This window comes from Fulvivirga lutea, assembly GCF_017068455.1.
Taxonomy (GTDB): domain Bacteria; phylum Bacteroidota; class Bacteroidia; order Cytophagales; family Cyclobacteriaceae; genus Fulvivirga; species Fulvivirga lutea.
Window position 1 is genome coordinate 3,969,930 of the sequence record NZ_CP070608.1, and the last position, 22,590, is coordinate 3,992,519.

The window sequence follows — 22,590 nt, forward strand, 5'->3', positions numbered from 1 at the left end:
AAATCTACATTCATCGTTTAATGTGTCAATGAATAAGCTCGTCTTATTAAATATTGCCCTAATTTATCTACTTCTTTCAATAGGCGTTACTAAAAGTACGCACTATTGCATGGGTAGAACAATGAATGTTGAGTACTACTCAACTTTGGCTGATGGCTGTTCTGGCTCTGAAGAAAGAAAAATGCCGTGTTGCAACGATGAAACAGAAATTCTAAGCATTGAAGATGAACATCAAATAGAATCACTTGGTAAATCATTGTTGAATCACGGATCACTATTTATTCCAAGCTATTTTCAATTAGAATTTGAGAGTTTAATTAATATTTCAGATGAATCACAGTTTGCTGATTTACCTGATCCACCAGAACTCCAAATAGAACCAATTTACATTACAACGCACAGCTTTACTTTCTACGGTTAATTTTAGAATATTCATTTAAGAACCATGGACAAAAGTCCGTGAATGCATCTTTTTATTCTAAAATTTAAACCAATGAAAAATATATTAATCCTAAGTATAGTATTATTAGTAAGTAATATCTCTTACTCTCAAAAAAAAGTAGTTGAAGATTCAATTAGTGTTTCTGGCAATTGCCAAATGTGTAAAAAACGAATCGAATCTGCCTTAATCAATCGTGATGGTGTGAAATACGCAGAGTGGAATGTAAAGACAAAGAAACTCTTTATAGCCTACAGAGAAGATAAAATAAGCACGCAAGAAGTTCATAAGGCCATAGCAGCAGCGGGACACGATACAGATCTTGTAAAATCTGAAGACCTGGTATATTCTGAACTGCCTTTCTGTTGTTTATACCGAGATCATGATCCTCACGGACCTAATGGGGAAGAACAACATGAGAACAAGTAACAAACTCATACTGATTTTAGGGTTCCTCTTAATACTATCTACCTTCTCTTTTGGGCAATCTCTTTTTGGAGTAGTTACAACTGAGGAAACAGGTAAAAAAGAGCCCTTATTTGGCGCCAATGTTTATTGGCTCGGCACAACGGTTGGAACAACTACTAAAGAAAATGGTACTTTCTTTATTGACCGTGTAGCGCAAAGCAATCTGCTGGTTGTAAGTTTTGTTGGGTATGCTGCAGATACTATTGAAATCACCGATCAAAATAGTATAATGGTAACGCTCAATCCTGAAACAACACTAAATGAAGTGGTGGTGGAAGGCTGGAAGCCTAGTTCAGGAATTAAACATCTGGAAGGTATCAATACACTGGAGATGAGTGAAGATGAACTGTTCAAGGCTGCATGCTGCAATCTCTCTGAAAGTTTTGAAACGAACCCTTCGGTAGATGTAGCATTTACAGATGCCGTTTCGGGTACGAAACAGATTCAGATGCTCGGGCTGTCAGGTCCGAACGTGATGATCAGTGTTGAGAACATGCCTGGGTTGCGAGGTTTATCCTCAAATTACGGTTTAAGTTTTATTCCAGGTTCATGGATTAATGCTATTCAGGTAACAAAAGGTGTGGGTTCAGTGGTTAACGGTCATGAAAGTATTGCAGGCCAGATTAATGTTGAACTAAAAAAGCCGCAAGAAAGTGACAAACTCTTTCTAAATGGATATATCAATCAATCTGGCAGAACGGAACTCAATACGGTTTATACCCAAAGGGTCGGTGATAAATGGGCTACTACCACTCTTTTACATGGCTCTGTACTTCCAACTAAAATGGATAATAACGATGATGGATTTTTAGATTTTCCTAAGTCCGATCAGGTAAACTTTATTAGCCGATGGGTTTACAAAGGTAAAAAAGGTTGGCTCGGTCAGTTTGGAGTAAAAGTGTTGGAAGACAATAAGATTGGCGGGCAGACTTCTTTTGATGAAGATATGGAAAGAACCACATCTAACCCTTATGGCGTTAAACTGAGTAGTACTAAGTATGAAGGGTTTGGTAAAATGGGGTTTGTGTTCTCTGGCAAAGAATATAAGAGCTTTGGATTTCAGTTCAATACCTACACGCAGAAATTAGATAGCTACTATGGCTTGAACAACTATGACGCTAATGAAGATTATGTGTACTCCAACTTTATCTATCAATCGATTATTGGAAATACACAACATAAATTCAAAACCGGTCTTTCATATTCCTATAATCATATGGATGAAGAATTTAATGCCCTGGCATTGGCTAGAACTGAACATGTTAGCGGTGGTTTCTTTGAGTATACGTATGATAATTTGGACGATCTGATCTTGATCTTAGGAGCCCGATTAGATTACAACAGCCTTTTTGGTGAAATATTTACGCCTAGGGTTCATGTCAAGTATTCACCGTTCGAAACTACAGCCATCAGATTGTCAGCCGGAAGCGGAACCAGAACAGCCAACATTATTAGCGAGAATGCTTCCGTACTGGCAAGTTCAAGAACTGTATTATTTGAGAATTTACAAACAAATGCAGGCTACGGCTTCAATCAAGATAAAGCATGGAATTTTGGATTGAATGTGTCTCAGGAGTTTAGATTAAACTATCGTGATGGTATTATCAATTTTGATGTTTATCATACCAAGTTTGATAACCAGGTAATTCTCGATTTAGATAGAAACTCACAAGAGGCTGTATTCACTTCCCTCATTGGAGATTCATATTCGAACAGTATACAATTCCAGGTGGATTACGAACTGTTGAAAAGACTCGACTTAAGGATGGCTTACCGATGGTTAGACGTAACTGTCGATTACAATACCGGTGAATTACAAAAACCATTGATACCACAACACAGAGCCTTCGTTAATTTTGAATATGAGACACTAAACAAATGGGCATTTGACTATACTGTTCAGTGGACAGGTGAACAGAGAATCCCAAATACAGAATCGAACCCAGCAGAGTTTCGCAGATCAGATTATTCAGAAGAGTTTGTATTGATGAATGCTCAGATCACTAAAACTTTTGATAAAGGCTGGGCCGTTTATGTAGGCATGGAAAACATTACTGACTACCAGCAAAAAGATGCAATCATAGCGGCTAATGATTCTTTTGGAGCGTACTTCGATAGTTCTTTAATCTGGGGACCAATATTTGGCCGGATGGCTTATGCTGGTTTTCGGTATCGAATTAAATAATCTAGCACAACCTTACTAAGCCTTAAAAGCTTGGTAAGGTTTTTTACCTTCTAATATGTTGACCGGTAGTTGTAAAAGACAAGCCAAGATTGCCACTGGCAGATATCATTACACCTTCGAAAAGTGGCTTATTTGAACCAGGCTTAATCTTCCAGTCAAAAATAAAATTTGCGCCTGTCCCACCACTTTTATCATATTGATCAATAACAATTTCAACGGTCTCCATCGGAGCTACATATATAGTTTTATCAAAATAATTTCTTAAAGATTCACCTGCTGAGTTAAAATATTCAGCATGATCAATAAATATCGTATCGTTTCTGTTTGTATTCCTAATGCTTACCGTTGCAGTTAAATCAAGAATAACATCTTCTGAGCGGCTGTAAATTTGTGAGTACACAGAAAGGTAGGTGGTACCCATTTCTAAAGAATCCTTATTACTCATATCAGCAAACCTGTTACTCCAAACCACAGGGTTAATGGAACTAATTTTTTTCTCCCTTTCACAAGAAAAAAATATATTGGCAATAAATCCAGCGATCAGAATAACTTTCCATTTATACATAAAACCAAGCTTAATATTTCAAATTAAGAAGAGCAATGTTATTAACCAAAGAAAAAGCCAGACTCATATTAATACAGTCTGGCTTTGTTAAACAGTAATAAAAGGCATTTAATGCATTACAACTATTCTTATCTTTTCCTGAAGATCATTTTCGCCTAACATAATTAGCATATACACACCAGGATTATAGTTAGAAGTTTCAATATTTATCTCTGTTGTAGTGGTATCCAATACCCTTTCTTCTAATTTAATCCCGTTCATATTAACGATCTTAATGGACTTATACCTACCATCTAATCCACTTATTACAAGCCTGTCTCCAACAGGGTTTGGGTAGAAAATTAACTCACTCGAATTATCCTTCAAAGAAGTAACTTCAATAACACTGATGTCAAACGCATCAGATGCCTTACCACATTGCTCGTCAAAGGCCTCTACTTCTATTGTTACATTGCCAATATTTTCTGCCAAATAAGAAAGTATAGGCCCGTTTATCTCAATTATCCCTATTTCTTGATTGTTTACACTTGTTTGAAAATCAATATCCGTTGATGCGTTGAAGTGTTCGTCTAAATCAACTAATAATTTGCCATCACCTAATATTATTTCATGGTCATCAATTGGTGAAATTAGACTAACAGGCTCATCTGCTTCATTTGCGCAAATATTTAAAACAACACTTACTGTTAATACTGGGGTTGATGGATCATTAGAAACAATTGTTAATAAGGCCTTGTATTCTCCTTCATCCAGTCCAGTTCCATTAAAAAGCAATTCAATCTGCTGGCTACCATTGCTGGAAATATTGCCAGATTTTGGATTTATTTCTAACCAAACTAGTTGTTGAATTCCATCATCAATCAAAAGATAATCTCCATCCCAAGATAAATACATCAAATCATCCCCGTTATGCGAGATCGAATAACCAAATTGGTAGGAATCATAGTTTATGGCTTCAATAACTTCTACCTGACTACTTGACATTCTAAAACTGAAAATTTTGTTATAAGAATTGTCTAAGCCAATAAAAACATCTTCATAATTACTATAAACAAGATTATTTAGTTCACCAGATAAATTATCAGAACTATATTGCGCAAGAATAGCTCCTGAATTATCAATTTCGAATACTAAGGGATTATAGGTAAAAATCGGATTAGCTATAAAATTGCCTCCGTGCCAGGTAATCGAAGGATAGGTAGAAAATGGCATACTAAATGAGCCAATTAATTGACCATTTAATGCATAACCATAGACATTACCCACATAGTCACCAATCCATAAATATTCTCCATCCCAGGCAATGCCATATGGCTCCAAGTGTATCGTAAATCGTTCAGTTTCCGTACCTGATTCTGTATTGTAAACAATTAGTTCACGACTAAGATAGGATACTATATATAGCTCGCTCCCAACTGAAACCATTCCGGTAGTATTGGGGTAGAAACTATTGGCTATTAATAAGGTATCACCAATTCCATTTAGACCAACTAATGATTCTAATCCTTCAGGAGATTTTGTGTATCTTGTTGAATCGGCATAAAATCCAATTGTTGACCCATTCCTTCCACCATTTGATCCATCCCTTTCATCATTTTGAATTCTGATAGAATATTCTAAGTTACCTTGCCCAGTATTTAAAAGTGTGATTGATCTTGTTGAACTCTGGTTGCTAATCAAACTTTCAAGAACAAGTGATTTATTAACATCTATAACCGGCACATTTAATCCTAAACCAGATACATCAATTGTCACACTTGGTGAGTCAGGATCGTCTGATACTATTTCAATTTCTCCAGAATATAACTTTGCATCTTGTGGATTAAAGGTAATATACATTTTCTGCTCAGAGCCAATTGGCATCTGCTGAAATTCGTATTGTACTTCAAAACCTTCAGGGATATTTACCTGTGATATATTCAATACCTCTGAACCACTATTTTGTATTATTAATGAATCTATTTTTGAAGTAGTCATAAAAATATCCTCGAAATTTATTTCAGTAGTAGACAATTGAATATTTGGCGCCCCAGTAACATTAAGGGTGACAGGCACTTCTACCAAAGGATTTAATGGGTCATTTGACTCAATATTTATGATGGACTCATAAACGCCTCCTTCTAAACCTGTAGCATCAAATTCTACGAGTATTTCAAAAGAATTTCCCGGTTCTACCTCTCCTGATTTGGGATTAAAACTAATCCATGAGGAACCTGCCTCATCTGCTGCCAAGGCTGAACTCGATGCAGCTTCAACTGAATAAAGAACTTCTCCAGTATTGGGTTCAATGACAAAAATTGTATTACTAGTTGAGGCAGACGCAAAAAGAACATTACCTGCATTTGAATATCCCAAGCCGTATATAGAACTTGGTGGCTGAAAAGAATTGAGAACTTCACCGCTAGTATTTACCTCATAAATTGTGTTTCCAAAGTCATTGACAAAAAATGTTTCTCTATCTCCTCCAAAACTTAAGCCTCCACCAATTGGTACTCCTAAATTCAAAGTAGTTACAATCTCAGCCAATTCATAATCTATGATATATATTAAATCAGAGCCATAATCCAAGGCATAGATGTATTCTCCTGAAAAACCTAGTGCATCAAATAAGTTACCTCCAATATTTTTTGAATTTAATATAGTGCCATCACTTGCGTCAAGTTGATAAATGTTACCCGATCCAAATGAATTCACAAAATATAAGTAATTCCCGTCAAAAGCCAATCCATCAGGACCTAATGAAATTGACTCAGGAGCCATAAACGAATTTATGATATCTCCAGACTCCAGATCAAGTTCCACGATTTCAGAATTTATTGAATTCAAAGCGAACAACCGACCACCTGAGTTTGATTCCATGGTAATATTATTTGATTCTAATTGAACAAAATCATCATATTCTGACTTCAATTCTAAATAAGGGTTATTATCATAGACCGCTTCAATTGTGTTATTTACGCTACTAGTTCTGGCACTTTTTCCAATCAATAATGTTGATCCACCGGTATTAGTAATCGTTATTGTCCTGCTAACTTGATCACCTGTAAACAAATTCTCGTTGAATGAAGTCGGATTAACATTAATTATTGGTGGCTCTAAACCAATACCCTCCAATGAAATAATTAAGGAAGATTCATCAGGATCATTAGAATTAAGTATTATTTCGTCTGAATAATTTATTGCACTTGAAGGCGTAAATTCTACATATATATACTCCGAACCGCCAGCGGGTATATTTAGGTCACCTATTGTTAGATCAAACTCTGATATTGAATTTGAAATCGAACTAAACGTTAGTTCATCAGTTCCAACATTTGATATAAGTACTGAATCACGTTTAGTGGCGCCCACAAATAATTCTCCAAAATTCAAATTGTTTTCGTCAATTTGAACATCAGCAGCACCTGTAACATTTAAAGTAATAGGAAGATCAATTAAAGTATTATATGGATCATTCGAGACTATATTCATTATAGACTCATAAGTACCACCATTTAAGCCTGTTGCGTCAAACAATATTTCTATAATAGTTGATGAATTAGGAGCTATAATACCTTCTTGCGTTTCTGAATATATTATTGAAGAATTTGAACTCAACATATATTCAGAGGCATTTACAAGCATCATTGCGGAATTGTAATTATTAATCCATAAAAATTCCCATGTCATCCCTGTTGCAACTACTTTGCCTCTTCCTAAGTTATATTCAACAGTAGTGGGAAGTCCACTTGAAGCCGTTTGAGATATAATTGTTGAGTTTATAGGTAGATTGGAAAGAATATTGTGATTTGCAGAATTACCTTCAAGGACCTCTGGAAGTGAGGCACTTATAGGGTGATTTAAATCGGTAATTACATTGAAATTTTCATTATTACCATACTCAGAAACTACTCCGCCAGCTAATACAGCATCTATTCCCATAGTTGCGAGTTGATATTGTATATGGCCACCATTCGTTACAAAATTTTCAAATAAAGCTACGTTATTAGTGATATCTTGATAATATGAATCAGTTTGTCCTCCACTCGTAATAATCAGATCATAGCCAGAGAGGTTAGTAGATGAAATACTACTACTATTAATAACATCGGCATTAATTGAGAAGCTTTCCAAAAAGAATTCTGCCAAATCAAGACCCCATGCAGCCCTATTTTGAATAACAAGAATATTGCTTTGACCAAAATTATCTGTTGAAGGATTAACCAATGTATTTGTCACTATTTCACTAGTACTTCCTTTGACTATTTCTTCAGTTAAAAATTTATCAGAAACAATATTTTGGGTTGTATTAACTGAAACTGAACTAAAATTCAAATTAAATGCCAATTCACTGGCGCCAGAATTCGTTATTTCAATGGCTTGTGTACTTTGTTCTCCAGTAAATAGATTTTCCGTTAATGAAACAGGATCAATACTTATGACAGGTGGCTCAATGGCAGTTCCTCCAATTATAAATTCTACAATTGGATCGTTTGCGTCATTACTGGCGATAGATAAAGCAATTTCAAAATCACCTAGTGTTGAAATTGAATAGCTAACAGGTATATAAATGCTATCGGAAGGTAACACAGTGGCTGTTGTTACACCCACCGCCATATCCGGACTAGCACTAGTAATATTAGAAATTTCTAACTGCTCATTTCCATTATTTATAATGTAAAACGCTGTGTCTTGCTCAATATTTATAAACACATTACCCAAATCAATTAACTCACTATTTGTAATCAAATTTGGAGCACCTTCAACATTAAGTTCAGTAGTAACTGTCACATCGCCAGTAGCCACATCGTTGCTGCTAATGATAATATCATTTAAGTATTGACCTGGATCAATTCCTCGTGCATCAAATGTAATAGGAACCTGATTTGACATGCCTGCTGACACTGTGCCAGATATTTCATCTATGGTTACACCTGAAGTAACGTCAACCAATTCCAAATAGGCACTCATAATTTGTAAAGCATCTGAATTATCAATATATCCTCCACTAGCCCCTGCATAAAGCAAATAATGGATTCTTGATATATTATTTAAGTCAAGAATTCTATGATAATCATTGTCAGTGTCTGTCGAGAATTCATGATTTACTGACCCGTTATCTTCAACAATTATTAAATGGTTTACCGAGGGATCTGATGTTCCATAAACTCTTTTTACAAACCCTAGGTAATTTCTACCACCCTTAGATATACTCAATACAGCAGCATCCATACTTCCGCCACCATCCGCACCAAGATTTCCTGTTATCTCGAAATAATTAATATTATTTATATCAGCCGACAGAATAAAGAGCCCAGGGAATTTGGCAGTAAAATAAGACTCCGAACCAAATGCAAATGAGCTTTGAACATTTGATCCTGTGTAGCTAATATCAGATCCTAAATTTGTACTAATTCTATTTCCACCATCGTACATATCGTTTCCACCATCACTAATTGAATTTCCTGATTCACCACCACTAAAGTCATAGGAGTTTGGTATCAGTTCAGTAATTTCTGTAAATGACTCATTCAGGTTATTCAAAATCTCAGTAAGCTCTTCAACAGACATTAATTCGCTGCTTAGTGTGGTGTTATGTATGAATGAACCTTCTTGATAAATCTTTTGGTTTTCACTTACATAGCTTTTCGCATGGGGTTTATCCAAACCTTCAAATATTGGTGATTCATTCAAAATCGTTTTTGTTGGAGTAAAGCCTTGAGGACTTAAAGCCAAAGTATATTCTAAAACACCTTCACCTTCGTTAGATATGGTAACAAACTGGGTAGAAAATTCGCCAGTATATAATGTTTCATTAAGAGTTAACGGAGATACCTCAATAATTGGTGGATTTGAAGTTGTCACTTCAAGTAAATTAGATATTTCTGATTCATTACTAAAGAAATCAAATGACTTGATAGCAAAGTAATAAGTGGTAGTTGCATTTAGCTCATCTACAATAAACTCTTCCATTGATCCAGCCAATTGAGCTGACATGGAAGTAAGAAGTTGTGCACTAGAGAAATTACCTTCACTAATAGGTGTGCTACTCACCCTAATTTCATATAAGGAAGCCGATCCATTATCTACATCAATAGGGGCTGTCCAATTCAAAGTAATCTGGTCATGCCTAATCTCTCCAGCAACTAAATCTACTATAGCATCAGGAGCAATTCCATCATCAGTCAATAATGCTGCAAAGGCATTCATACGTCCGGATCCTAATTGACCAACATAGCTAGGATTAGCACCATCTATGTCATCAACAGTCTCAGTTAGCCTGAACCTCACTTGGTCAGGCGTTAAACCACTCCCTCCATATTCAGACACAATTAATGCCGCAACACCAGACACATGTGGACAGGCCATAGATGTTCCTTGGAAGAACCCATAACTATTATTAGGTAATGTACTCAATACACCTTCAGTGGTTGTAAATGTTTCACCTCCTGGAGCCGCGATATCAACCCATGAACCATAATTAGAATAATAGGACTTCTGATCGTTATGATTAGTAGCTGCTACTGCTAAAATAGGTTCGTAATATCCAGGATAATACTGACCGTTATCATCATCATTACCTGAGGCAAAAATAACAAGTCCACCCTGCATTGGGCCAACAGGGTTCCCTACCTCATCATACCCAGCATTGGCTATAAAATAATCTATCGCATCTAAAACTGATTGTTCAAAAGTACCTGGCGATGTATAACCCCAGCTGTTTTGTGAAATTACTGCGCCATTATCAGCGGCATATGCGTATGATTCAGCAAAACCACCTCCACCACTAACAAATACCTGGCAAGACATAAGGCTTACACCGCTATTGCCATTTCCACCACCAGCGACACCAGCGACACCTATACCATTGTTATTAACTGCTGCAACAGTACCTGCCACATGGGTTCCATGTCCATCAACATCGGGAATAACGTTTCCCTCATCATAAACAAAGTTGTAACCATAGATATCATCTACATAGCCATTTCCATCATCATCGACTCCATTTGAACCGTTAAGTTCTGCTTCATTAACCCACATATTATCATACAGGTCTTCATGATCATAATCTATTCCACCATCATGTATAGATACAATTACTTCGCTGCTACCAGAGTTGACATCCCATGCCTCAGGTAAATCAATATCTGCATCAACAGTGCCTGAAGTTTGGCCATTATTGTCATAGTGCCACTGTTCTCCAATTCTTGGGTCGTTAAATACAGAGTTCAGAGAAACTGTATTTTTATTTTTAATTTCTATCGGGCCGTAGGGTACGCCATCAATTCTATAATTTGCCTTTTTGTAGACTGGTTCTACATTGGTAATAGAAATCTCCTCCTTATACTGAGAAATTACATTATCAAAATTAGTAGATGATTCTGGTGCGATGTGTACCTCATACCATAAGTGCAAACCAAACTTTCTTCTTCTGGCTTCAAACTTTCCGCCTTTAGTAAACACTGGTTTGAGGAATGAGATATTATTTTTGCTATTTAGGGCATCCAATGACGATATACCTGTTTGAGCTTTAGCTAAGTTTGGGGTACTTTTATTAGGATTTTTTTCCAGAATAGTGGCATATTGAGGTTTTAGCTTAATCCTAAATACGTTCGTAGATGCTAAATTTTCATTCTGAGTATATCCAACCAATGAGCACATCATTAGAAGAATAAAGAGAGTGTTTCTTACCAACTTTAATAAATTTAATTTTTAGATAATCCAGCAAAGCTAATTATGTTTTTTATTAGTTTTAAAAAATTTCATATTAAAAATATTACATAACTTCTTCAACAATACTTATCAGCCAGATTATCAACCTATTAGATAAAAATAAAAGAACGAGTATAAAGAAAATGAAAATAAACCCTACTAACCTAGGCATAAAAAACTGGGCCGAAGAAGACCGCCCCAGGGAAAAACTACTACTCAAAGGAAAAGCTTCCTTATCGGAGGCTGAACTTATTGCCATCCTGCTTGGCTCGGGTACCAAAACGTTGAGTGCCGTTGACTTAGCGAAGCAAATACTTGCCGCCCATGGCAATAACCTAAATGAATTGGCGCGCCTCAGTGTCAAAGAATTAACAAAATTTAAGGGCATTGGTGAGGCCAAAGCCATTAGTATTGTAGCTGCTTTAGAGCTTGGTCGTAGAAGAAATGATTCTGAGGTTATTCGCAAACCCAAAATCACTTCATCGAAAGATGTGTTTGAAATTATGAAAGCAGACCTTTTGGACCTGCAGCATGAAGAATTTTGGGTGTTGCTTCTTAACAGAAGCAACCTCATTATTAAAAAACAATTGATCAGCAGTGGTGGTGTTTCAGGAACTGTTGCTGATCCAAAACTTATTTTCAAGTCTGCTTTAGAAGAGTTGGCCTCGGGTCTTATACTTATTCACAACCATCCATCGTCTAATTTAAAGCCAAGCCAACAAGATATTAACCTTACCAAAAAGATGGTTGATGCCGGCAGGCTTTTAGAAATTCCTGTTTTAGATCATGTGATATTCACCAATGAAAGCTATTTTAGCTTCGCAGATGAAGGCATGATGTAATATGCACAAAAACAGTATTCTCAAGATTATAATCGGTTTAGTAGTTGTCATCATTATGATTTATTCATTCTCTGGTGGCCAAACTACAGAAGAATACATCGCTGAGATTGAAGAAGAACGTGAAGAGCAAGATATATTCATGCGAAACTCCAGTGAATCGCCTTTCTACAAAAAAACAGACACTTATAACGGCCTCAAGCACTACCCCATCGATATTAAGTATAAAATCAACGCCAAGTTTATTGAGCCCCCTGCAAAAAACATTAGAAAGCTACCCACTAACGATGATTCATTCAGGGAGTACCTGGAATATGGTTATGCTGAATTTACCCTGTTCGATAAAAAACAAAGCCTGTTAATTTTAGAAAATGTTGAGGATGAAAAACTGTTTCTTGCCTTTGGTGATGAGACCAGTGCCGAAACTACATACGGTGCCGGCCGATACCTTGACGTAACCCATAGTGGCGGCAATTCAATCACCTTAGATTTTAACCTGGCTTATAATCCTTATTGCGCTTATTCTGATGAATTTAGCTGTCCGTTACCACCTCGGGAAAACCTTTTGTCCGTACCAATAGAGGCCGGTGAAAAAACTTATAATTAAAGTTTGCCTGACTCCTCCATTAACTTCCAAAATGTTTATTTTTGCCCCCTTCAAAAGAAATTAGAAGGGTAAAATCACGATTAAGACCACATGAAGATATCTTACAACTGGCTGAAAGAATACATCGAATTAAACGACTCTCCTGAGAAGATAGGGAAGGTGCTAACGGATACAGGATTAGAAGTAGAAAGCATAGAAGCGTTTGAAACCGTGAAAGGTGGCCTGGAAGGCATCGTAATCGGTGAAGTTTTAACATGTGAAAAACACCCGAATGCTGATAAATTAAAAGTAACTACTGTTGATATTGGCCATGGTCAGGTGAGCCCAATTGTTTGTGGAGCACCTAATGTTGCAGCTGGTCAGAAAGTGATTGTCGCCACAGTTAACACCACATTATACCCGACTGAAAGTGAGCCTTTCAAAATAAAGAAGGCTAAAATAAGAGGCGAAGTATCTGAAGGCATGATATGTGCTGAAGATGAAATTGGCTTGGGAACGAGTCATGCTGGCATCATGATTTTAGATACCGATTTACCTAATGGAACGCCCGCCTCAAAATACTTTAACCTTGAAAATGACCATGTTTTTGAAATTGGCCTAACTCCTAACAGGGCAGATGCAACAAGCCACATTGGAACAGCAAGGGATTTAAAAGCAGCACTGGGTAAAGAAATTAAATGGCCAAGTGTTGATGCTTTCAAAAAGGATAATGACGATCTAAAAATTGAGGTAGAAGTTAAAAATTCGGAGGCTTGTCCAAGGTACTCGGGCGTAACGATCACCAACGTAAAAGTAGCTGATTCCCCCGATTGGCTAAAGAATAAACTAAAGGCTATTGGCTTAGCTCCCATCAATAATGTGGTGGACATCACGAATTTTGTTTTACACGAAGTTGGTCAGCCATTACACGCTTTTGATGCCGCCCAAGTGAAAGGCAGCAAAGTGATTGTTGACACTGCCAAAGAAGGTGACAAGTTCATCACATTGGATGAAAAAGAGCGAAGACTGAAGTCTAACGACTTAATGATTTGCGATGCAAATGGCGCAGGTATGTGCATTGCTGGCGTTTTTGGTGGCATCAATTCAGGTGTCACTGAAAGTACCAATGCGGTATTCCTTGAAAGTGCCTACTTCTCACCAGATTATGTGAGAAAGACAGCACAGCAACATCAATTAAAAACAGATGCCTCTTTTAGATTTGAAAGAGGTACAGATCCAAATATCACTGTTTACGCCTTAAAAAGAGCTGCTTTATTAATTAAGGAACTAGCTGGTGGCAAAATATCATCAGACATCATAGACATCTATCCTGATCCAGTTAAGGATTTCGAAGTTTCTGTTAAGTACAAAAACATACAAAGGCTGATTGGTCAGGATATTGCAAAAGATAGAATTCACTCCATTTTGGAAAGTTTGGATATAAAAACTGAAGCCAAAACTGAAGAAGGGTTTACTGCTATAGTTGCTGCTTATCGCGTAGATGTGCAACGCGAGGCAGATGTAATTGAAGAGATTTTAAGAGTTTACGGTTTCAACAACATTGAAATTTCATCAAGTAATGGAACCGACTTCTTAGCTGAATTTCCAAAAACAGATAGAAACAAATTACAGAGAACAGTATCGGAAACATTGGTGGGTAGAGGTTATTATGAGGTGATGACCAATTCGCTGACAAAACCCTCCTACTCAGAATCTGACCCTTCTGTAGACCAGTCTGAAGATGTAGTGATCCTTAACAAATTGAGTGAAGACCTGGGAGTGCTCAGACAGTCGATGCTTTATTCGTTGCTAGAAGTTGCTGAACATAACATCAACCGAAAGCAGACTGACTTAAAATTGTTTGAGTTTGGTAAAACTTATAAGAAGGCAGGCGATAAATACAAAGAAAGCCACCGATTGGCCATTGCCATTACAGGTAGTAAGCTTGGCGAGCACTGGTCAGGAAAAGATGCCAAAGTTGAATTTCACGATTTAAGTGCCACTATTAATCTTCTAATATCAAGATTTACCAGTAAGAAATTATCCTCAGCAGTGCTTCATTCTGAGCCCTTTGATTACGCCCTTCAACTGAGTATTAACTCTAAAGTTTTGGCCACTTTGGGTAAGGTGAGTAAAAAAGCAATGAAGCTATGTGGTGTGCGCCAGGAAATATTTTTTGCGGATATCGATTGGGACTTGCTTTTAAAGCAATCAAATAATAATATAGTATTTGAAGAAGTACCAAAATTCCCTGAAGTTAGAAGAGACCTTTCATTAGTATTAGATAAAAGTGTATCTTTTGATCAGGTTTTATCATTGGCCGAATCTAAAGAGCGTAAGCTCCTAAAAAGTATTAATGTTTTTGATGTGTACGAAGGCGATAAAATTGATGCAGGTAAAAAAGCCTATGCAATGAGCTTCATTCTTCAGGACACGAACAAAACCCTTACTGACAAAGCCATCGATAAAGTAATGAGTAATTTAATGTCTGGCTTTGAAAATGAATTGGGAGCTATAATCAGAAAATAATGAGTCAAGATCTTCTAAAAAACAACATTTCTAACCTTGAGCGTAAACTTGTTTTGTTAATTGATAAGTACAAAACAATGAAGACTGAAGTGGAATTGTTAAAGGAGCAAAATGGCGAATTAAAAGACCTCCTAAAGCAAAAAGATGCTCAAGTTAGCAGCTTTCAAAATCAGATTAAAATTAGTAAGATTGTAGACGAAATAGATTCCGGTGGAGAAGACGCCACTGAACTGAGGAGGAAGATAGACGACTATATTAAAGAGATCGATAAGTGTATTTTGCACTTAAGTAGATAATAAATTTTTTGATGGACGAACTCTCAATAAAGATTAAAATTGCTGACCGAGAGTACCCTATGAAGGTTAAGCCTGAAGACGAAGAAAGGGTACGTAATGCGGGAAAAAAGATCAATGAGAGAATGCGTATGTACCGAGAAAAGTTCGGTATCGATGATAAACAAGATTTACTGGCCATGGTAGCCTTCGATAGTTTAGTAGATAAGCTAGAAGTGGAAGAAACCAGGCAAAGTATTGACGAAACAGTTTCTCAAAAAATAAATCATCTCAATAGTCTTATCAATCAGGCTTTATAATCCTCTTCATTAAGTTAAGTCACCCCTACTGGTGCGTTTCAACAGCATCTGCATAATGCTATGCAGTGCCTTTAACTTAACTTAATTAACCATGGCAGATACATTAATATTTATCATCATCGGGGCGGTAGCTTTAGTTCTCGGGGTGGTAATTGGTCGTATGCTCGCCTCCAAAGCTTCAAAGGTAAAAGAGCAAGAGCTTGAAGAGAAAGCGAAAATGATCATCAAAGAGGCAGAAATTACTGCCGAAAACATCAAGAAAGATAAAATTCTTGAGGCTAAAGAGAAGTTCTTAAAACTTAAATCGGACTTCGAAGAGGAGACCAATAAAAAGAAGAACATCATCATTACCAATGAGAACAAACTCAAGCAAAAAGAGCAACATCTCAATAAAGAGTTTGAAAAGGTAAACAGAAAAGAATCTGAGCTCGATGAACTAAAAGAAAAACTTAGCACTCAGCTAGAAGTTGTAAATCACAAAAAAGCTGAGCTTGATAAATTCAACCAGCAGAAAGTATCGATACTTGAAAAAATTTCCAACCTTACTGCTGATGAGGCTCGTGAACAACTAATCGAAACACTTAAAGATGAAGCATCATCCAAAGCCTCTTCTTACATTAAAGATATCATTGAAGAAGCAAAGTTAACAGCCACTAAGGAGGCTAAAAAGATTGTAGTAGAATCTATTCAACGAACTGCTACTGAGCACGCCATTGAAAACTGTGTTTCGATTTTCAATATTGAAAGTGACGACATCAAGGGTAAGATCATTGGTAGAGAAGGGCGTAATATCCGTGCACTCGAAGCTGCCACAGGCGTAGAGATTATCGTTGATGATACTCCGGAAGCAATTATCATATCGGGCTTTGACCCTGTAAGAAGGGAAATAGCCAGACTATCATTACACCGTTTGGTTGTTGACGGTAGAATTCACCCGGCACGTATAGAAGAGATAGTTTCTAAAACCAAGAAAAATATCGATGAAGAGATCATTGAAATTGGTGAAAGAACGGTGATTGATCTGGGAATCCACGGTCTGCACCCCGAGCTGATAAAAATGATAGGTAGAATGAGGTTCAGATCTTCTTATGGACAAAACCTATTGCAACACTCGCGCGAAGTAGCCAACCTATGTGCGACTATGGCATCAGAATTAGGGTTGAATCCTAAACATGCCAAACGTGCGGGTCTATTACACGACATAGGAAAGGTTTGGCCTGAAGAAGCAGAAAAGCCACATGCTATTATCGGTATGGAGCTAGCTCAGAAATACAAGGAGCACCCTGTTATTTGTAATGCAATTGGTGCCCACCACGATGAAATTGAAATGACTCACCTACTCTCTCCAATTGTACAGGCTTGTGATGCCATATCAGGCGCAAGACCAGGTGCAAGACGCGAGGTAATGGAAAGTTACATTAAACGTTTAAAAGAACTTGAAGCCCTTGCATTGAGTTTTGATGGCGTTCATAAATGTTACGCAATTCAAGCCGGTAGAGAGTTAAGGGTTATGGTTGATGCTGATAATGTATCTGACGAAAGAGCAGGGCAGCTTTCATTTGATATTTCTCAAAAAATAGAAAAAGATATGCAGTACCCTGGCCAAATTAAGGTAACGGTAATAAGAGAAATGCGTTCAGTATCTTACGCTAAATAAACTGGATGACCTCAGATGAAAAATTAGATATTATCAACTCGTTCCTCTCCCCAATGATTAAGGAGAAGTTTAGTAAAGCTGAAATAGAGAAGATTTGCAAAGAGCTTTACTTGTGTAATACCAGAGATGAGCTGAGTCATAAAATTGACTATTATGCGATGGAATTTGCACACAGAGGTGAAATAGGAAATAAAAAAAAGGAGAGTTAAAACTCTCCTTTTTTATTTAGATGTAGTGGTTGAATCTTAGGATACTTTTACCTTATCCTTAGTTTTTTCAATAGCTCTATGGCCATCTCTGGCATGCTCTTCAGCTGTCCAATTAATTAACTTTTTAGCCTCATCTAATTTCTCGTTCGCTAAATCTTCAAGAGTGGCTCTTGTAGAATCAATTTCATCCACAATTCTTTTTCTTGTTTTTTTACCACTCTCAGGGGCAGTTAATATTCCTAATATTGCACCTGCAGTAATTCCTGTTACAAAAGATAAAGCTGTTTTCATTCCGTTATTCATAATTCTTATATTTTAAGTCAAAAAATTTATTTATTCGATGTGCTTGTTTCTAGCCTTTATGTGAGAAAGCAGTCCACATCCAGTATCTTTTCTCAATACTTTTCACGAAACCTTTCATCATATCTTCTGTACCTGAATCACCATTTTCAATGGAAATCTCAATGACGTTGAACATATGTTCTAATAATATTTCGTAATCTTTTAGTACTTCGCTCACCATCTCTAAGGCAGAAAGATCTGTACCTGTTTCTTTAATTTCTGATGTAGAAATGTATTCGCCCATTGTACTCATTGGTGTTTGACCGAATACTCTAATTCTTTCGGCTACATCATCAATGGCTTCAATGGCTTCGTTATACTGTTCTTCGAAATTTTCGTGAATGTCATAGAAATCTGCTCCTTTAACATTCCAATGAAAGTTTCTCAGTTTTTGATAATGGACACTGAAATTGGCAAGTAACTTATTCATTGCATCAGTTATCTCAGCTGTTTCCATTTTGGTATAACCAAGTCTTGCAAAAGTTTTCTGTTTTGTTTTTACTTTCTCCTTTATCATATTTCCGTTATCTGTACTCATAATTTTATTTAATTTTAGTATACATAACACGAAAAGCATACCACCTTAACAAAGGCTTAAAAATGCGTTTTTAGGAAGTTTGTAAAATATAGGTGATGAATAAAAGAAACAGTACTGTAGGATATTTTCTACATTTCAGATTTGAATTGAATGGTAAAAACTGTTTTTACTCCTACTTCGCTAGTAACTTCAATTTTAGCATTATGTGAGTGAAGTATATTTTGAACGCTGAGTAGCCCCAATCCTGTACCCTTTCGTTTACCACTGAAAAATGGCTCGAATAGCATTTTCATGTGCTCCTCGGATATTCCCTTTCCATTATCAGCAATCTGCAGGTATACATAATCATCCTGCCAGGTGGAAATCTTCAATACCCCCTGACCTTCTTTCATTGCTTCAATGGCATTAATTAATAAATTTAGAATGGCCGTTTGTAGTTGATCCTTATCTATCTGTAAGCTAGGTATCGATTGATCCAGGTCTAACTGAAGCTCCATATCCTTTAAATTCAGCCGGTCTTTTACCAATTCAATTGCTGAATTAACCACTTCATTTAAAGACATTAATTCAAGCTTTAAAGCCTTTGGTTTGGAGCTATTGAGCAATTCTGTGATTAAAGTATTAATTCGCTCAGCATTACGTTTGATGATGTCAAAATATAAATCTGCATCAACATCATCCGGAATTTCATCTTTCAACTGCTCAAGCGCTAATGTTAGATTGGTAAGCGGATTTCTGATCTCATGGGCTATTGAGCGTGCTATCTTACCCGTCATTGAAAGTTTTTCCGCTTTTAATAATTCCTGTTCAGCATTCTTTCTTCGCGTGTTATCTCTAATAACTGCCAAATAGATATCTTGCTCTTCTTCAACTATTCTCACACAATTGATAAGGCAAATTTTCTTTAACCCTTCTCCACTCTCGAGAATAGTTTCAAACTCTTCAACGTTATAATTTTCTTTTAAAAGATTGGCAAATTCATCGTACAATGATGCTTCTGCGAAAAAATCCTGAAAGGAACTACCCGTGGCAGATACTTCAAAATTATTTCTGAATGACTCGTTTACTTCAATGAGTTTTAATTCTGAATCCATTAAAGCAATAGAGTCTATCGACTCTTCAAATAATTTTTGATATCTACTAGTAGTACTCAATATTATATAATTCCGTATTCGTTAAGCTTATTATAAAGTGTTTTACGATCGACTTCTAAATATTCGGCCGCTTTAGATTTATTAAATGCGGCCTTTTTTAAGGCCATATTTATAGCCTTTATTTCTGCCACTTTTACTGCAGCCTTTAAGCTAAGGTTATCCTCTGCATTTACACTGGTATGATCTATACCTGTTACAATTTCTGCAGGTAAGCAAGTTTTATCTATCGTAGTTGATGATGCCAGTAAAACCGCCCGTTTTATCACATTTTTAAGTTCCCTGAGATTTCCCTCCCAGCTATAATGCTTTATTACTTCTAATGCTGATTTATCAAATCCTTTTATATTCTTATTTAGCTGATCATTAGCCAGCTTTAAAAAGTATTCGGCATAAATGACTATGTCTGCCTTCCTTTCCCGCAGTGGAGCCAGCTCGATTTTGAACTCGTTTAGCCTGTGATATAAATCCTCTCTAAAGTCACCACTCTGTATCAAGTCGGGTAAAGGCTCATTGGTTGCCACTACTACCCTAACATCAATATCTATTTCTTTATCTCCCCCAACACGTCTGATTTTTCGCTCCTGAAGAGCCCGCAGCATCTTCATTTGATTTTCATAACTAAGGTTACCAATCTCATCTAAAAACAACGTACCCCCTTTAGCCTGTTCGAAGCAGCCAGATTTATCGTTTATTGCTCCGGTGAATGAACCTTTAACATGGCCAAACAATTCGCTACCAGCTAAATCATCTGATAAGGCGCCACAATCAACAGCCAAAAATTTATGGCCTTTCCTCTCACTTTGTAAATGAATAGCACGAGCTACATATTCCTTACCTGTTCCTGTTTCTCCCTGAATAATAACAGACATATTGGTAGGAGCAATTAAATCAACATGTTTCCAAACCACTTCAGATTGCGGACTTGCACCTTTAATGATGGTAAGCTCTTCCTTTTGTGATTTCTTCGGCTTTGTAGATTTAGAATCTAAAATTGGTTGATGGTGCGAGCTAATGGCCTCCTTCACCATCATCAGTATTTCATCTGGATAAAGAGGTTTTGTTACGTAATTATAAGCCCCCTTTTTTAGCGCATCCACTGCTATTTTAACATCGGAATAACCTGTGATGATAATTACCGGTAATTGAGGGTGCAAGACCTTTATTTTGCGAAGCATATCAATTCCGGAATAATCGGGCAATTTGAAATCGCAGAGAACTAAATCAGGCTTATCCTTTTTCAACAATTTAAACCCAGATTCACCATCTTCGGCCGTAGATACTGAATAGTCGTTTTTACTTAACAACCTCTCAAGTAAAAGGCATATATCTTCATCATCATCAATAATTAATACTTTATAATTCATTTAACGTTTGATAAAAAAGCTTCTATTATATCATTTTTTGTAAATGGCTTCTTAATAAAACCTGCCACTTTAAACTCCTTCACTCTTTCTTCCTCCTCCTTACCGTCATAGGCACTTATAACAACCACATTGGTTGTATAATTATCCTGATTCATTTTTTCAAGAAGGTCAAAGCCGGTTCCGTCCTCAAGGTTCAGGTCGAGGAAAATTAAATCAAACTGATGATTTTCTATTTCTTCAGCACCTTCACCAATGGACGTGCAATACTTTATTTTATCAGTATATGGCCTGAGCATGAGCGATACCATTTGCCCTATGTCTTCTTCGTCATCTACGATAAGTACTTCAGGTGGTGACATTCGTTTAATCTAAGTATTTATTTTAAACTAGACCAGTTTCATCGAAATCATATCGAACATTTATTGCACGTTTCTCATTATATTAGTGATACTACATTTGAGATTATGGAGCAATTTATCTTATCATTTGAAAACCTTTCGCCACTTTATAAATTAGGCTGGGTAGTGTCTTGTTTATTATTTGTGTGGATTTTGGAATTGATTATTCCATTGGCTCAGCACAAGTACAATAAGATCAAGCACGATGGAATCAACCTGGTATTCTTTTCTTTTTCACTGATCATTAATGTACTGGTCGGCATAGCAACCGTGGGTGTTTTCTACTGGATCAGCACCTCGCAAATAGGCTTAATACAAATGGTAGATTGGCCCTTCTGGGTTGAATTATTAATAGCAATAATGGCACTCGACTTTATTGCGCAATATGTAGTACATTATATGCTTCATAGAGTAAAATGGATGTGGAAAATGCACATGGTACACCACAGTGACACAAAAGTGGATGCTACTACAGGCACACGACATCATCCGGGCGATTACCTATTGAGAGAGTGTTTCGCCATTGCAACGGTAATCATATTCGGAATACCAGTGTCATTCTATGTATTCTACCGCATTTGCACGATATTCTTCACGTATATTACACACGCCAATATAAGTTTACCTGGCTGGCTCGATAAAATCTTAAGTTATGTTTTCATAACCCCGAATATTCACAAGTTTCATCATCATTTTGAACGGCCATGGACCGACACAAATTTTGGAAACATATTTTCAATCTGGGATCGTACATTTGGAACATTCGTTTATGACGACCCCAGAAAGATAAAGTTTGGTCTGGATGTAACTGATCCTGAACAGGACGAAAGTATAAGCTATCAGCTAGGGCTACCGTTAAATAAAAACATTAAAACGGATTATTGATTTTTATTTGTGCGTAGAGAAACTCCCTAAAAAAATCATCCTCTTGTCCATCGCCATCATAATCCATTAGTGAAGTGAATTTTAGCGATTATTCAGATGTCCCATAGGTAATGGTAATGAGTGTACTCAGGAAATAACCATGAGTCAC

General features: G+C 36.7%; 18 protein-coding genes. 11 read left to right on the plus strand and 7 right to left on the minus strand.

All coding sequences use genetic code 11. The features are described from left to right. Positions 1–28: 28 nt before the first annotated feature. The 3 genes from JR347_RS17695 to JR347_RS17705 all read left to right on the plus strand — a co-directional run bounded on the left by JR347_RS17695 (position 29) and on the right by JR347_RS17705 (position 3,092). Positions 29–421, plus strand: coding sequence for an HYC_CC_PP family protein (locus JR347_RS17695; RefSeq protein ID WP_205721902.1), 393 nt, complete (start codon positions 29–31; stop codon positions 419–421). Between the two features lie 72 nt (positions 422–493). Next, positions 494–868: a heavy-metal-associated domain-containing protein gene (locus JR347_RS17700; protein ID WP_205721903.1), complete on the plus strand. Its 375-nt coding sequence runs from the start codon at positions 494–496 to the stop codon at positions 866–868. Beyond that, positions 855–3,092 carry a TonB-dependent receptor gene (locus tag JR347_RS17705; RefSeq protein WP_205721904.1) on the plus strand — a complete coding sequence of 746 codons (2,238 nt, stop codon included), beginning with the start codon at positions 855–857 and terminating at the stop codon, positions 3,090–3,092. The genes JR347_RS17700 and JR347_RS17705 overlap by 14 nt, the downstream gene beginning before the upstream one ends. A 43-nt stretch (positions 3,093–3,135) precedes the next feature. Here JR347_RS17705 and JR347_RS17710 read toward each other — a convergent pair whose 3' ends face one another. Continuing rightward, positions 3,136–3,657 carry a DUF3124 domain-containing protein gene (locus tag JR347_RS17710; RefSeq protein ID WP_205721905.1) on the minus strand — a complete coding sequence of 174 codons (522 nt, stop codon included), beginning with the start codon at positions 3,655–3,657 and terminating at the stop codon, positions 3,136–3,138. Between the two features lie 108 nt (positions 3,658–3,765). Further along, positions 3,766–11,331: an Ig-like domain-containing protein gene (locus JR347_RS17715; RefSeq protein ID WP_205721906.1), complete on the minus strand. Its 7,566-nt coding sequence runs from the start codon at positions 11,329–11,331 to the stop codon at positions 3,766–3,768. A gap of 161 nt (positions 11,332–11,492) precedes the next feature. Between JR347_RS17715 and radC the strand changes: the two genes are divergently transcribed. The 7 genes from radC (at position 11,493) to JR347_RS17750 (ending at position 17,761) form a co-directional block, all read left to right on the plus strand. Continuing rightward, positions 11,493–12,191, plus strand: coding sequence for a RadC family protein (radC, locus tag JR347_RS17720; protein ID WP_205721907.1), 699 nt, complete (start codon positions 11,493–11,495; stop codon positions 12,189–12,191). Positions 12,192–12,246: 55 nt separating this feature from the next. Then, entirely contained in the window at positions 12,247–12,795 is a 549-nt protein-coding gene (locus tag JR347_RS17725; RefSeq protein ID WP_205721908.1) for a DUF1684 domain-containing protein, read from the plus strand. Positions 12,796–12,885: 90 nt separating this feature from the next. Beyond that, on the plus strand, positions 12,886–15,303 hold the full coding sequence (gene pheT / locus JR347_RS17730; RefSeq protein ID WP_205721909.1) for a phenylalanine--tRNA ligase subunit beta: 2,418 nt from the start codon (positions 12,886–12,888) through the stop codon (positions 15,301–15,303). Then, positions 15,303–15,599 (plus strand): DUF3450 domain-containing protein, encoded by a 297-nt coding sequence (locus JR347_RS17735; protein ID WP_205721910.1) that lies wholly within the window; start codon positions 15,303–15,305, stop codon positions 15,597–15,599. Before pheT ends, JR347_RS17735 begins: the two co-directional genes overlap by 1 nt. Before the next feature lie 11 nt (positions 15,600–15,610). Then, on the plus strand, positions 15,611–15,895 hold the full coding sequence (locus JR347_RS17740; protein ID WP_205721911.1) for a cell division protein ZapA: 285 nt from the start codon (positions 15,611–15,613) through the stop codon (positions 15,893–15,895). A 91-nt stretch (positions 15,896–15,986) separates the two neighbouring features. Continuing rightward, complete coding sequence (gene rny, locus JR347_RS17745) at positions 15,987–17,552, plus strand: ribonuclease Y (RefSeq protein WP_205721912.1); 1,566 nt, start codon at positions 15,987–15,989, stop codon at positions 17,550–17,552. 5 nt (positions 17,553–17,557) lie between these two features. Next, entirely contained in the window at positions 17,558–17,761 is a 204-nt protein-coding gene (locus JR347_RS17750; protein ID WP_205721913.1) for a hypothetical protein, read from the plus strand. Between the two features lie 36 nt (positions 17,762–17,797). Here the strand turns inward: JR347_RS17750 and JR347_RS17755 are convergent, their stop codons facing one another. From JR347_RS17755 to JR347_RS17775, 5 genes are all read right to left on the minus strand, one after another. Beyond that, on the minus strand, positions 17,798–18,064 hold the full coding sequence (locus JR347_RS17755) for a YtxH domain-containing protein (RefSeq protein WP_205721914.1): 267 nt from the start codon (positions 18,062–18,064) through the stop codon (positions 17,798–17,800). A gap of 49 nt (positions 18,065–18,113) precedes the next feature. Next, positions 18,114–18,641: a Dps family protein gene (locus tag JR347_RS17760; protein ID WP_235689712.1), complete on the minus strand. Its 528-nt coding sequence runs from the start codon at positions 18,639–18,641 to the stop codon at positions 18,114–18,116. A 128-nt stretch (positions 18,642–18,769) separates the two neighbouring features. Continuing rightward, complete coding sequence (locus JR347_RS17765) at positions 18,770–19,795, minus strand: two-component system sensor histidine kinase NtrB (RefSeq protein WP_205721915.1); 1,026 nt, start codon at positions 19,793–19,795, stop codon at positions 18,770–18,772. A 2-nt stretch (positions 19,796–19,797) separates the two neighbouring features. Next, a complete protein-coding gene (locus JR347_RS17770; protein ID WP_205721916.1) occupies positions 19,798–21,159 on the minus strand; it encodes a sigma-54-dependent transcriptional regulator in 1,362 nt (453 codons plus the stop codon). Then, positions 21,156–21,518 (minus strand): response regulator, encoded by a 363-nt coding sequence (locus JR347_RS17775; protein ID WP_205721917.1) that lies wholly within the window; start codon positions 21,516–21,518, stop codon positions 21,156–21,158. The genes JR347_RS17770 and JR347_RS17775 overlap by 4 nt, the downstream gene beginning before the upstream one ends. Before the next feature lie 105 nt (positions 21,519–21,623). On the opposite strand from JR347_RS17775, the gene JR347_RS17780 reads away from it, so the two are divergent. Further along, complete coding sequence (locus JR347_RS17780; protein ID WP_205721918.1) at positions 21,624–22,442, plus strand: sterol desaturase family protein; 819 nt, start codon at positions 21,624–21,626, stop codon at positions 22,440–22,442. Positions 22,443–22,590: the final 148 nt, after the last annotated feature.